This is a genomic window from Paenibacillus solisilvae, assembly GCF_042656405.1.
Taxonomy (GTDB): domain Bacteria; phylum Bacillota; class Bacilli; order Paenibacillales; family Paenibacillaceae; genus Paenibacillus_Z; species Paenibacillus_Z solisilvae.
In genome coordinates, this window is sequence record NZ_JBHSOW010000016.1 from 81114 (window position 1) to 94562 (window position 13449).

12 protein-coding genes are annotated in these 13449 nt (G+C 50.3%); all 12 read left to right on the top strand.

The annotated features are described in order from the left end of the window. The first annotated feature begins 126 nt into the window (after window positions 1-126). Window positions 127-2412 (top strand): DEAD/DEAH box helicase, encoded by a 2286-nt coding sequence (locus ACFPYJ_RS04700; protein ID WP_379186893.1) that lies wholly within the window; start codon window positions 127-129, stop codon window positions 2410-2412. Further along, window positions 2409-3905, top strand: coding sequence for a ribonuclease H-like domain-containing protein (locus tag ACFPYJ_RS04705; RefSeq protein WP_379186894.1), 1497 nt, complete (start codon window positions 2409-2411; stop codon window positions 3903-3905). The genes ACFPYJ_RS04700 and ACFPYJ_RS04705 overlap by 4 nt, the downstream gene beginning before the upstream one ends. 169 nt (window positions 3906-4074) lie before the next feature. Beyond that, complete coding sequence (locus ACFPYJ_RS04710; protein ID WP_379186895.1) at window positions 4075-4902, top strand: TIGR01457 family HAD-type hydrolase; 828 nt, start codon at window positions 4075-4077, stop codon at window positions 4900-4902. Between the two features lie 15 nt (window positions 4903-4917). After that, entirely contained in the window at window positions 4918-5733 is an 816-nt protein-coding gene (locus tag ACFPYJ_RS04715; protein WP_379186896.1) for an Fpg/Nei family DNA glycosylase, read from the top strand. A gap of 7 nt (window positions 5734-5740) precedes the next feature. Beyond that, entirely contained in the window at window positions 5741-6586 is an 846-nt protein-coding gene (locus tag ACFPYJ_RS04720; protein ID WP_379187010.1) for a deoxyribonuclease IV, read from the top strand. Next, complete coding sequence (locus ACFPYJ_RS04725) at window positions 6579-6887, top strand: cyclic-phosphate processing receiver domain-containing protein (RefSeq protein ID WP_379186897.1); 309 nt, start codon at window positions 6579-6581, stop codon at window positions 6885-6887. Before ACFPYJ_RS04720 ends, ACFPYJ_RS04725 begins: the two co-directional genes overlap by 8 nt. A gap of 59 nt (window positions 6888-6946) precedes the next feature. After that, entirely contained in the window at window positions 6947-7729 is a 783-nt protein-coding gene (locus tag ACFPYJ_RS04730) for an ABC transporter ATP-binding protein (protein WP_379186898.1), read from the top strand. Beyond that, complete coding sequence (locus tag ACFPYJ_RS04735) at window positions 7726-8742, top strand: SAM-dependent methyltransferase (RefSeq protein ID WP_379186899.1); 1017 nt, start codon at window positions 7726-7728, stop codon at window positions 8740-8742. Before ACFPYJ_RS04730 ends, ACFPYJ_RS04735 begins: the two co-directional genes overlap by 4 nt. A gap of 124 nt (window positions 8743-8866) precedes the next feature. Continuing rightward, window positions 8867-10264, top strand: a complete 1398-nt coding sequence (locus ACFPYJ_RS04740; protein WP_379186900.1) for a serine/threonine protein kinase — start codon at window positions 8867-8869, stop codon at window positions 10262-10264. A 6-nt stretch (window positions 10265-10270) separates the two neighbouring features. Continuing rightward, window positions 10271-10426 carry a hypothetical protein gene (locus tag ACFPYJ_RS04745; protein ID WP_379186901.1) on the top strand — a complete coding sequence of 52 codons (156 nt, stop codon included), beginning with the start codon at window positions 10271-10273 and terminating at the stop codon, window positions 10424-10426. 143 nt (window positions 10427-10569) lie between these two features. After that, window positions 10570-12129, top strand: a complete 1560-nt coding sequence (locus ACFPYJ_RS04750) for an ABC-F family ATP-binding cassette domain-containing protein (protein ID WP_379186902.1) — start codon at window positions 10570-10572, stop codon at window positions 12127-12129. A 51-nt stretch (window positions 12130-12180) separates the two neighbouring features. Next, window positions 12181-13419 carry a chromate efflux transporter gene (gene chrA / locus ACFPYJ_RS04755; protein ID WP_379186903.1) on the top strand — a complete coding sequence of 413 codons (1239 nt, stop codon included), beginning with the start codon at window positions 12181-12183 and terminating at the stop codon, window positions 13417-13419. Window positions 13420-13449 lie beyond the last annotated feature (30 nt).

Consider the following 13449-nt stretch of genomic DNA (forward strand, 5'->3'; position numbering starts at 1 on the left):
GTGCGGTTTTTTTGTTTTCGGAGTGCCAGGAGAGCAGGATGACAACTTTTGCAATTGCAGACCGAACATGCATTCTGTACAATATATAGAAAGACTTAATTGATAGTGTAAAAGGGGAGTGCAGACATGAACCGGTGGACGGGAAAAGCATCCGGCTTGGATGAGTGGTTAGAACTGCTCAAACAGAAACCGGAGATCATGGAGAATGTAACGCATTGGCATACGATTCCGCCGCGCGAGGCGCGATCGTCGGAAATGCCTTCCGATATACATCCGAAGCTGGCGGAAGCGCTGGGGGTACGGGGAATAAACCGTTTGTTCACCCATCAGGCCTCTGCTTATAAGGCCGTGCGTGATGGAAGCCATGTCGTGGCTGTGACGCCGACTGCTTCAGGGAAGACGCTTTGCTACAATTTGCCGGTGCTCCAGTCGCTGCTTGAGAATGAAAGCGGACGCGCGCTCTATCTATTTCCAACTAAAGCGTTAGCCCAGGATCAGGTTGCAGAGCTGCAGGAGCTTGCAGCTGTGATGGATGTTGATTTGAAGACCAATACGTATGACGGCGACACGCCGCCCACGGTTCGTCAAGTTGTTCGAAATGCCGGACATATTGTCGTGACGAATCCGGATATGCTCCATTCCGCTATTCTTCCCCATCATACGAAATGGGTGAAACTGTTTGAAAATATTAAATATATCGTGATCGATGAGCTTCACTCGTATCGCGGGGTTTTTGGCAGCCATGTGGCCAATGTAATCAGACGGCTGAAGCGGATTTGCAAGTTTTACGGGTCCAGCCCGCAATTTATCTGCGCATCAGCGACTATTGATAACCCGAGAGAGCATGCGGAAAGACTGCTTGGCGAGCAGGTGGTTCTAGTTGATAATAATGGCGCTCCAATGGGAGAGAAGCATTTTGTCTGTTACAACCCTCCTGTCGTGAATAAACAGCTTGGCATTCGGCGCAGCAGCGTGCTTGAAACGCAGAAGCTGGCAGCGCTGCTTCTGAAACAGGGAGTGCAGACGATCGTTTTTGCAAGGAGCAGAGTGAGGGTTGAGCTGCTGCTCACTTATTTGCAGGAGCTGGTTAAGGATGAGCTTGGGACGAAAACGATTCGCGGTTACCGCGGCGGTTATCTGCCGAAGCTGCGGCGAGAGATTGAGAAAGGGTTGCGCAACGGGGAAATTCGCGGGGTTGTAAGTACGAATGCGCTTGAGCTTGGCATCGATATCGGGCAGCTGCAGGCATGCGTCATGAATGGCTACCCGGGATCGATCGCCAGCACCTGGCAGCAGTCCGGCCGCGCCGGCAGACGGCAGGGAACCTCGGTAACCTTCCTTGTTGCAAGCAGCAATCCGCTTGATCAATACATGATTCAGAACCCGGATTTTTTCTTTAATCGGCCGCCGGAGCGCGCACTTATCCATCCTGATAATTTACTTATCCTCATTGATCATGTCAAATGCGCCGCTTATGAGCTGCCGTTTGAAGCAGGAGATAGATTCGGTGATGAGCCGCTTGAGCATATGCTTGAATTTCTGGTCGAGGAGAAGGTGCTTCATCGCGTGAAAAGCCGTTGGTATTGGATGGAGCAGTCCTTTCCGGCACATGGTATTTCACTTCGATCTGCCGCCCAGGAGAATTTCGTCATTATCGATATCACGACCGGGAGCAGAGTTCTGGGCGAGGTAGACCGCTTCAGTGCGCCAACGCTCATTCACGAGGAAGCGATCTACATTCATGAGGGTGTCCAATACCAGGTGGAGAAGCTCGATTATCCTGAGAAGAAGGCATTTGTTCGCGAAGTGGACGTGGATTACTTCACCGATGCGAATATGGCAGTTGAACTGAAGGTTCTTCATGTGGATAAGGAGCGGCAGAGCGGTGAGCTGTCAAGGCAGTACGGAGAAGTGACCGTTAATGCAAAAGCAACGATTTTCAAAAAAATCAGGCTGCGGTCGCATGAAAATATCGGTTCCGGTCCTATTCATCTGCCGGAAGAGGAGCTGCATACGAGCGGGTATTGGTTCTCCTTCAGCGAAGAGGCTGCAGCCCGCAAGAGCACGAATGATATGCAGCAGGCGCTGCTGGGGCTGGCAAACGTACTCGTTCATATTGCTCCGCTGTATCTGATGTGCGACCCTCAGGATATCGCGGTCGTTCCTCAGGTAAAGGCCGTGCATACGAAGCTGCCGACCATTTATTTCTATGACCGTTACCCCGGAGGCATCGGTCTCAGCGAGCGGTTATTCGAAGTCCATGATGAGCTGCTTCGTCAGGCCAAATCACTGATACGCCGCTGCACCTGCCTTAGCGGCTGTCCGGCATGCGTAGGCCCTATCGAAGAAGTAGGGCTGCTGGGAAAATCATTAGCCCTCGAATTAATAGAGGCGGCAGAGGTTCCTTTATGAGCGGCCTGCGGGATCGGCTGCTGCGGATGAGAGGCTCTGCTGCACTACGGGATGAGCTTAGAGCGGGTATGCCGGATCCGGTGGAAGAGCATAGTCCAGATAATGGCATTCATAACGAACAGCGCCATAGCGGCGAGCAGACAGAAGTGCTGCCTGAAGTGTTCACTCCGCCTGCAGAACAAGGCGGCGGGGAAATGATCGAAGAGCTGCCTTTGGAATGGGCAGGCCTTGGCGTTCAATTGATGCAGAACAGCGAAGGAGCTTTTCTGCTTCGTGAGGTTCGTTACCCGGCTGCTCATCGGCATGGCCTTCATGGTTTAGATGAGCTTCAGCAGGCTGCATGTGGACTGTCCCATTTCCGCAAACCGGAAGATCGGCCGATTAAACGCAGCCAACGATCCCGGTTATTGAGTTCAGCTGCAGCTGCAATAAATTCGGAAAATAAGGCGTCAGCTGCAATCGATCCCCCTGGCATTTTCCAGCCCGTTATTATTGAGCCGGATAAGGTGTTATTCCTGGATCTCGAGACTACGGGTCTTGGTGTCGGTACCGGAAACGTTCCATTCATGGTTGGATTGGCTTTCAGCAAGGACGGTTTATTCTTCGTTGAGCAGATGCTGATCCGCCATCCGGCAGAGGAGCGCGCGATGATCGCTTATTTAAGCGAGAAGCTGCCGGACTATACTCATTTGGTTACATATAACGGGCGGACGTTTGATTGGCCTGTTCTCCATAACCGGTTTATTTTGAACGGTTTCCGCCATTTCACTTGGGAGCCGACTCATATCGATCTGCTTCATCCTTCCCGAAGCGTATGGAGGAACACACTGACTTCTTGTAAGCTCAGCCATGTTGAAGAGGAACGGCTAGGGATTACCCGGACAGACGATGTACCGGGTTCTCTGGCTCCTGCGCTCTACTTTCAATACTTAGCTGACGGTCGGCCGGAGCCGCTGCTGGGGGTATTCTTGCATAATGAGACGGATATGCTGTCACTGGCTTGTCTAGCCATTCGATTCGGTCATATATTAAACGGAGAGCTCGGCTCAACCGTTGCTCTGCCTGTTGAACATGAGGAGCAGCTTCGTACAGGATTGTGGCTTGAGAAGATGGGTCAAACACAGTATGCGGAGCAGCTGTTCATTCAGCTTGCCGAGGACGAGAACGTATCGGTGAAATGCTTATGTCTCCTGGCAGAGAGAGACAAGAAATGTGGAAATTGGACGCGTGCTGTGGTATTGTGGCAGAAGGCTGTTTATGCTGCCCGGCATTCGGATTGGCCGGATTGGGAAGCGCATATCGAACTGGCCATGTACTACGAGCACAAGACCAAGCAGCTCGAGGAAGCCTTGACGCTTGCAGAGACCTCGCTTGCCCTTGCACAGCGGCGATACTCCGGATTAAGGCTGGATGCCAAACGGCGCAGCGAGCTTGAAGCGATTCGTAAGCGTATGGATCGTTTACGTTCGAAGATCAGGAGACATTACGGATGAAATTAGTGCGATTCGCCCTTTCATGGCTTCGGCAAGATTGTTAAACACACTTATGTCAGCGATTCGAGCGCTGTCAATTATAAAGTAAGAGCTGCTGTCCCGATCTTGAGATTGTCGTGACAAGAACCTGCAGCTCATCAAGATCAAGAAAATAAGGGGTGGTCTTAAAGTGGCGGAGCAGGAACTGCCTTTACGCGGTTTGTTAATTGATCTGGACGGTACGGTTTATCATGGTCATCGAATGATCGATGGTGCGGATAAACTTATTCGGATGCTGCAGGACAAGCAGCTCCCTTATTTATTCGTAACCAATAACTCGACGGCAACGCCTGGAGTAGTTGCAGAGCGTCTGCAGGCAATGGGGATTCCCGCTCAAGCCCAAGATGTATGCACATCAGCACAGGCTGCGGCATCTTACATGGCGGATAATCATCCGAACGGCCGCGTCTTTGCGATTGGTGAAGAAGGGTTGCAAACGGCGCTGATAGAAGCCGGCTTGCAGCTGGTTGAAGAGAATCCGGACATTGTCGTGCAGGGCATGGATCGAGAATTTACATTTTCCAGAATGGCACAAGCGGTTCGTTTTCTGCTGGCTGGTGCAAGCTATGTATTGACGAATCCGGATCGTCTCCTGCCAACAGCAGAAGGATTCATGCCAGGAGCGGGGTCTCTCTCAGCGATGCTTCAGGCTGCATCAGGAATTGAGCCGACTGTAATCGGTAAACCGTCTGCCATTCTGATGGATTTTGCACTGAATAAATTGGGGCTGAAGGCTGAAGAAGCATGGGTGATCGGAGATAATCCGATGACGGATATTGCCGCTGGTCATGCGGCAGGCTGCAAATCGGTTCTCGTGCTTACCGGACTTGCTACCCCCCATAATTATCAGCAGCTTCTTGAAGCGGCAGGCTGTACTGCAGATGTCGTCTTGGAAGACTTACATAGCTTACACACATACATTGGCGACAAGCTAGCTTCACATCAGTTGACGCCTTAGGAAGGAAGTAAAGCGATGCCGGAATGGCCAGAAATGGAAACCTATCGCAAAATGCTGGCGGAGCGGATCTCCGGTCAGCCGATAACGGAAGTGGAAGTAACTCGACCCAAATCAATCAACGTCTCTGTTGAAGACTTTAAGGAGAATCTGATTGGGCGGACGATCTGGTTTGTCGAACGTCGGGGCAAAATGCTGCTTTTCCATCTGGATAACGGAAAACGTCTGCTCCTTCATCTGATGCTGGGTGGATTGATTCATTATGGCCCGAGAGAAGAACGCCCGGACCGTTCCATCCAGGTGGCTATCGGTATGTCCAGCGGAGAATTATGCTTCATCGGGCTGCGGCTCGGTTACATTCACTTATTGTCCGTCAAGGAAGTGGAGGCGAAGCTTGCTGATCTTGGACCGGATCCCTTCGACAAAAGGCTGACCTTGGACAGCTTCATTCAACGCTTCAAGAGCAAACGCGGTTCAATTAAAACCGCAATGTTGGAGCAGCGTGTGATCTCGGGTATCGGCAATTGCTACGCGGATGAAATTGCCTTCGAAGCTGGAATAAGGCCGGACGCACGAATTTCCGCTATTGAGCCGGAATCCTGGGAGCGCCTCTACCATGCCATGCACAAAATACTGCTGCAAGCTGCAGAATATGGCGGATATATGGAGATGCCTTTAACAGCGGATGATACGCTGACTGGCGGCTATAATAATCATTGCCTCGTTTATGATCGCGGCGGCGAACCGTGCATCCGCTGCTCGGGTACGGTGGAACAGGGTGAAATTAATTCACGAAAAATGTTCTTCTGCCCATCCTGCCAGAGGGACAGGTAATTACGGGGTGCGGGCCGGATGTCATGTTTCCACACGCGGCGGATACGCACAAGCTGCCAAAGCAGCTGCTTCTATAGGAGCGGAATCCTTTCAATATTTTCCGAAGAATCCTCGCAGTTTGGTCGTAAAGCCATTTGACGAGCGTGATGCGAAACGATGTGCATCGTTCTGTGAAGAGCGCGGTATCGTTTCTATTGCGCATTCTCCTTACCCCACAAACATTGCAGCGGAAGACCCGGAGCATCGGGCGAGAACGGTTGTATCCCTGCTCAATGATCTGGACATTGCAGAAGCTTGCGGCTCACTTGGCGTTGTCGTTCATTTTGGTGTCTATAAGGGGCCTAATCCGCTGGAAGGCTATCAGAATGCCGTAATTACCTTAAGTGCGGTTACATCGCAATGGAATGGGAAGGCGAAGCTGCTGATTGAAAATCAAGCCGGAGAACATACGTTTATGGGAACAACGATGGAGGAGCTCGCTCAAATTCGTCAATTAAGCAAAGATCCTCATAAAATCGGGTTCTGTATCGATACCTGCCATTTGTTTGCAAGCGGGGTATGGGATGGAGGGCCTGATGCAGTTTGGCTAAAGAGAGCGGGAGAGCTGCATGTTCTTGAGCATGTGGCTGCCATACATTTGAATGATTCGGTTTACCCGACAGGAGCAAAGCGAGACCGGCATGCTGCAATTGGCAAAGGTTTCATCGGAGAGCGCGGCTTCAAGTGGCTGCTTCGCCATCCAGAGCTGGCAGAGATTCCTTTTGTCTTAGAAACGCCTGCCGGGGAGGATGGAACCCACAGGGGCGAACTGGAGCTAATTCGAACATGGGATGGGGAGAATAAGCGTGATTAACCTTTATTTGGATGATTATCGTCCATGCCCGAAAGGCTTTGTTTTGGCTGTAAATGTTGAGGAATGTGTACGGCTTCTGAGTACGGAGGAAGTTGATATTTTATCTCTTGATTATGATTTAGGCTGGGGTCAGCCTACGGGGCTTGAGGTTGTTCAATATATTGTCGCCAGCGGACGCTACCCCAAGCAGATTTATTTTCATACATCTAGTTCGGCAGGCCGCATGGAAATGGTCCATTTACTTATGCAGCATGCTCCTCCCGAGGTCCAACTTCATAACGGTCCAATGATTTCTTATTAGACACATAGACACATAGAATGCAATCAGGCTAGGGATGAATAATGAGGGAGGACAATAGAATGATTCATTTGAACGAAATCTATCTGCGGCGAGAAGAACGTCAGCTGCTGAGCGATGTGCATTTACATATGAACAAAGGCGAACATTGGGTAATTCTTGGCCGCAACGGCTCTGGTAAAACAACGCTGCTGGAAATGATGAATGGCTACATGTTCCCTTCAACCGGAACTGTCGATGTGCTGGGTCACCGATATGGCGAAACGGATATTCGAGAGGTTCGGAAGGAAATCGGTTACATCAGTCAATCCGTTATCGAGAAATTAACGCTTCGCGATCCGGTATGGGAAGTGGTAGCGACCGGTGAATATGCGTTTTTGCGTTTTTATCAAGAGATTGACAAGCAGGTTCGTCTAAAAGCTCTGGGTCTGTTAAATGAGGTTGGTCTTGGTCATATGGCTGATCAGCCGCTTAGCACGCTATCGCAGGGGGAACGAAAGAAAGTGCTGCTGGCGCGTTCATTAATGCTGGAGCCTAAATTGCTTATTATGGACGAGCCGTGTGCGGGACTGGATTTTCACGAGCGGGAGAAACTGCTTATTGACCTTGGCAGGCTGGCAAGCCGTGATATGATGCTCGTCTATGTGACGCATCATATTGAAGAAATTATTCCATTATTTACGCATGTCGCACTCATTCGTGAGGGTCAAATAATTGCTGCGGGTCCTAAAGAAGAGGTTTTGAACAAAGAAATGCTTAGCGAGCTGTACGACTGGCCAGTTGAAATGGATTGGGTAAGCGGAAGGCCCTGGATTCGAGCAGTATCAGGAGGAAATGAGCAGTGAGCGATTGGATAGGAACGGCTAATCATGGCTTTGCGACACTTGCAATGGAGGAGCTCCGCCGATTATTTCGTGATATTAAATTTGTGCAGCTAAGAGCGGGAGAGATTTTCCGAATGGAAGTGCCGCTCAGCCGGGAGGAGATCATGTCCGGTTTATTGGAGAAAGAACCGGTTTTTCTTCGCCATATACAGCCGATTGATCGCACTTTGCCTATTCAAGGGAACGCTGATGATTTGCAGGCTTTATCAGAACTGGTTCGTTCAGCCCGCATGCGCTGTGAGGGGAAGACGATAGCTGTACATCTGCGGCGTGCGGAGAATACCAAATTTCTTTATTCAGCTGCAGATACGAAGGCGGTTTTAGATGCGGTGTTGACCGAGCTTGGCGGTGAACCTGAGATGCAGTCGCCTGAGATGATCTGCTCCATCTACGCGGGAGTGGACGACCTTTATGTCGGATGGGGCTCGCCCAAGGAGCAGCTCTCTGATTGGCCTGGTGGAGCCGTGCGGTTTCAGCGTGAAGAAGGACAAATTTCTCGTGCAAAATTCAAGCTGCTCGAAGCGGAGAGAGCATTCGGCCTGCGCTTTGAAACGTACCGTGAAGCACTCGACATTGGAGCAGCGCCTGGCGGCTGGACGCATTTGCTGCTTGAACGCGGCTTGCGCGTTACCTCTGTTGATCCTGCTGAACTCCATTCATCCTTGAAAGCATACCAAAGGCTGAATTATTTGAAGAAGAATGCTTCCGATGTTAAATTTCCGAGCGGTACCTTCGACCTGCTTGTTTGTGATATGAGCTGGAGTCCAATGCAAATGTCGAAGCTGGTGCTCGAGAAGATCGACGCGCTGTCCAAGAATGCGACAGCCATCATTACGGTCAAGCTGATGCATAAAAAGCCGCTTCAAACGATTCGTGACGTTATTGAGAGGCTTGAATCCGAATTCATTCTGAAGAAAGCCAAGCAGTTGTTTCACAATCGTGACGAAATCACGCTATATTTAATTAAGAAATAACCGCGTGCGGTTGAGCACATCGAATAACCGGGAAAGCATCCCGAGCGAACAGGCATCTGCCCTGTTCACTCGGGATGCTTATTTTTTTGTCAGGGTCCATTACACTTGGAGGAGGTTGTATAAGATGAAGATGCCATTCAATCAAGCAGGCTATGACAACGGCAAAGTAATCGGCGGCAGATACCGCATATTAGGATTGATCGGTCAGGGAGGCATGGGCGAAGTATATGCGGCCGAGGATTTGAGGCTTCAAGGAAAGCTGCGTGCCCTTAAGGTCAATAAGGCGAATACCGCAGATGCGATGTACAGCGCTGAGGAGGCTGGGCTGCTCATGAGGTTGAATCACCCGCATCTGCCCTTAATTATTGACTATTTCCCGGCCTGTGAGTTTGGTCATGAAATTCTTGTGATGGATTACATTGACGGTATAACCCTGCAGGCTCATTTGATGGAGAGCGGCGGTTCTTTAAGCCTGAAAGCAGTCATTGAAATCGGTGTACAGCTATGCGATGCACTCGGCTACCTGCACGGCCAGCAGCCGCCCATTATTCACCGTGATTTGAAACCGACAAATGTGATGATGGACCGCAGCGGGTTTGTTCGCTTGATTGACTTTGGTATTGCCAGAAGCTTTAAGCAGGGGAAAGATCAAGATACGCAAATACTGGGAACGCCTGGTTTTGCGGCTCCCGAACAGGCCGGCCAGCAGCAAAGCGACGCCAGGACGGATGTGTATGGGCTCGGGTCACTCTTATATTTTCTTCTAAGCGGCGGCAATCGGTTTACAGGCACAGCCATGCAGTCCAGCCGCTTTTTGTCACATCTCCCGGTTCAACTAAAAAATGCACTGGCACGTATGCTGGATCCTGTGCCGGAACATCGTTATTCCTCTATGGAAGCAGCCAAAACAGCATTAATTCGGTGCTTAGGGCAAGAGCTTCATTCCCAGCATCCGATTTCTCCTCGGCCCAATAAGCAAGTACGCATAACCGTTGCTTCTTTATCGCCCGGATCGGGGTCGACATTCGCCGCCATTACACTTGCACACCTGTTGGGTCTTCGAGGAGTTGACTGTGCGGCAGTGGAGCATCCGGAGCTGGAGCCGGAGTGGCATGCCCTGTTAAATATAACCGATCAATCCTCGTTTGCTGGAGGCAGCAGTCCTCTTGATTCCCGGTATATGAGAAGAACTGCATCATCTTATCCGGTTACTTGGCATGCACTGCGTCCGGAAGTCCCTGTTGAGCGTTCGGAAAATAAGCTTCAATATCGGCTGATGATGGACTCCCTTCAGCAATCCGTTGTTGTGACTGATCTATCTTCGGCGTGGATGGCGAAGCCGATGGAAGCAGAATTGCTTCAAGCCGATATGCTTCTCTTTGTGGTTGATCCTTTCCCGTCTAAATGGACGCCTGAGCGAATGAAAGCGGCTTTGTCGCTTATTTATGAAAGAGAGAAGCATCACCGGGCAACTTTTTGGGCAGCCAATAAAGACCTTCGTTTTCAGTCGCGAACGGAATGACTCGGGATGATTCCTGCCAAACCCATTGTCACTATTCCGATGCTGCCTCCTGAAGATTGGGCGGAACAGATGTGGCGGGGAGAATGGGCAACCGCGCATAAAGCTTGGCTGCCTGCGCTGGAGCGAGCATTTCAGCCTTTTTTCAACAAGGTTTTTGCATGAAGTTGACACAAGTCAGGAACACGTGTGATACAATGAAACGCGGGCGGTGTATTTAAGTCGCTTTAACAATTAGCAAGGCCGATCGTAAACGAAACGGCCGATTCTTCATCGATTTGAATTAGAGAAATGGAGCAGCAAATCCCATGAGTTTATTGACAGTTGAAGATTTATCCCATAATTTTGGTGATCGCACGTTGTTTAGGCATGTATCTTTTCGTCTGCTGGCAGGTGAGCATGTTGGCCTTGTAGGAGCAAATGGTACAGGCAAATCCACGATGATGAATATTTTGACAGGGAAGCAATTGAAGGATGAAGGCAAGGTAGAGTGGACACCTAAAGTTCGTTACGGCTACTTGGATCAGCATACGAAGCTGGAGTCCGGCAAAACCATTCGTGATGTATTGAAGGATGCTTTTCTGCCTCTGCTGGAGCTGGAGAATGAGCTGAATGAAATTGCTATGCAAATGGCGGACGCTGATCCGGAGAAGCTGGAGGAACTGCTCATACGTATGGGTGAGATTCAAGAAGCGCTGGATATCGGCGATTTCTATCTGCTTGACGTTAAAGTCGAGGAGATGGCCAATGGCTTAGGCTTAAGCGCGATTGGCTTGGATCGTGATGTTACGTCATTAAGCGGCGGCCAGCGGACCAAGGTACTGCTTGCTAAGCTGCTGCTCGAGAAGCCGACGGTCTTATTGCTCGATGAGCCTACGAACTATTTGGATGATGAGCATATTGCATGGCTGTCGAACTATTTGAAGAACTACCCGAATGCCTTTATCCTGATTTCCCATGAAACGGGCTTTATGAATGAAGTGGTGGATGTCATTTATCACCTTGAATTTGCTAAACTGACCCGCTATGCGGCGAACTATGAGAAGTTTCTGCAGATGGCGGATATGAATAAAACCCAGCACATTGAGGCTTTTGAGAAGCAGCAGGATTATATTAAGAAACAGGAAGATTTCATTCAGCGCAATAAAGCGCGTGCATCCACAAGCGGACGAGCGAAGAGCCGCGAGAAGCAGCTGGATCGGATCGAACGAATCGATCGTCCGGAAGAGTCCGTTAAACCGACCTTCGGCTTTAAAGAAGCACGAACCAGCGGCAAAACCGTTTTTGAAGCACAAGGGCTGCAAATCGGCTACAGCCGTCCGCTGCTGCCTGAACTGAACATGCTGATCGAGCGCGGCGATAAGATCGCAATCGTTGGCTGTAACGGAGTCGGGAAATCGACTCTGCTCAAAACGATACTTGGCGTAATTCCTCCTCTGGATGGTAAAATATATCGCGGAGATTTCCTCCATCCTGCTTATTTTGAGCAGGAAGCGAAAGCACCGAGCATGACACCGCTTGACGATGTATGGAATGAGTTCTCGTCCATGAACCAGCATGAAGTCCGCGCTGCCCTGGCGCGATGCGGATTGAAGAATGAGCATATCACCCGTTCGCTCAGTCAGCTGAGCGGCGGCGAACAGGCTAAAGTGCGCCTGTGTAAATTAATGATGCGCGAGAGCAACTGGATCGCCTTCGATGAGCCGACCAACCATTTGGATGTTGTTGCCAAAGCGGAGCTGAAACGTGCGCTTCAAGCCTTTAAAGGAACGATTGTACTCGTTTCACATGAACCGGATTTCTATGAGGACTGGGTTACGAAGGTTTGGGATGTTGAACAGTGGTCGATGCAGCCGAGCAATCAATAAACCGTTCCGCTTTTGCCGCTTTCGATAAAGTTGCATATGGAGGGATAGGAATTGGCTGACGAGAAGGTTCAACCATTACCATTGAAAAACCGTTATGCTGAAGTTTTTACAACGGCCCTTAAATTAGGCTTGACATCATTTGGCGGTCCAACCGCGCATATCGGTTATTTCCGCGATGAGTATGTGCAGCGAAAAAATTGGCTTAGCGAGCGTTCGTTTGCTGATCTCGTTGCATTGTGTCAATTTTTACCCGGTCCGGCAAGCAGTCAGCTGGGAATGGCTATCGGAATCAAACGCGCCGGCTTACCCGGCGCGTTTCTTGCATGGGTAGGCTTCACATTGCCGTCTGCTGCACTTATGCTGTTGTTTGCTTTAACTTCATCCGGAACCGGCTTTTCGGAAGCAGGCTGGCTGCAGGGGTTGAAGCTTGCAGCTGTTGCCGTTGTAGCGCTTGCGGTCTGGAGCATGGGAAAGACTTTAGCCCAAGGGCCTCTACGAGCGACGATCGCCATTGGTTCTGCTATAGCAGCCTCTGTAATACCGGGTATTGGCGGTCAGCTTGTTCCATTATTAGCAGGAGCGATTGCAGGACTTTGCTGGCTGCAGCCAACCGACATGCATACAGCTGACTTCGAGCCGGAGCAGAATGTTCTTTTAAGTCAAGAGAAACCCATGTCTTACCGGCTGGCATGGTCAGCATTGGCTGTTTTCGCGATGCTGCTGCTAATCCTTCCAATCCTCGCCCGAAACTGCGCATCTCCTCTTTGGTCGATTGCGGATAGTGCCTATCGTGCAGGTTCGCTTGTTTTCGGCGGCGGACATGCCGTTTTGCCATTGCTGGAGCAAGAGGTTGTCGGAACGGGTTCAGGGAAATTGACAGCAGATATTTTCACTGCCGGTTATGGAGCGGTTCAAGCGATGCCTGGGCCGTTATTTACCTTCGCTGCTTATATCGGTGGATCTATGGCTGAAGGCATTACAGGTGTGCTTTATGGTCTGATCGCGCTTGCTGCGATTTTCTTGCCTTCCTTTTTGCTGCTTGCAGGTGCTCTGCCATTCTGGCAAACACTAAAAAGGAATAGACAAGCACAGGCTGCACTAATGGGAATTAATGCAGCAATCGTTGGTATTTTGCTGGCTGCTTTGTATCATCCTATCTGGTACGATGCCGTTCGTTCTCCCCGTCATTTTGTTATCGTACTGCTTGTGTTTTTGCTGCTGCACGTATGGAGAAGACAGCCTTGGCAATCTGTCGCTGCAGCAGCGGCTGCAGGTTGGTTAATTCTATAAAACGCACTACAGGGCGCCTGCTTGCAAAGA

Bases quoted from the DNA above. Each gene is read 5' to 3' on its own strand.
- ACFPYJ_RS04730 (WP_379186898.1), top strand. From the start codon at position 6,947: ATGATTCATTTGAACGAAATCTATCTGCGGCGAGAAGAACGTCAGCTG.
- ACFPYJ_RS04750 (WP_379186902.1), top strand. From the start codon at position 10,570: ATGAGTTTATTGACAGTTGAAGATTTATCCCATAATTTTGGTGATCGC.
- ACFPYJ_RS04740 (WP_379186900.1), top strand. From the start codon at position 8,867: ATGAAGATGCCATTCAATCAAGCAGGCTATGACAACGGCAAAGTAATC.
- ACFPYJ_RS04745 (WP_379186901.1), top strand. From the start codon at position 10,271: ATGATTCCTGCCAAACCCATTGTCACTATTCCGATGCTGCCTCCTGAA.
- ACFPYJ_RS04700 (WP_379186893.1), top strand. From the start codon at position 127: ATGAACCGGTGGACGGGAAAAGCATCCGGCTTGGATGAGTGGTTAGAA.
- ACFPYJ_RS04705 (WP_379186894.1), top strand. From the start codon at position 2,409: ATGAGCGGCCTGCGGGATCGGCTGCTGCGGATGAGAGGCTCTGCTGCA.
- ACFPYJ_RS04715 (WP_379186896.1), top strand. From the start codon at position 4,918: ATGCCGGAATGGCCAGAAATGGAAACCTATCGCAAAATGCTGGCGGAG.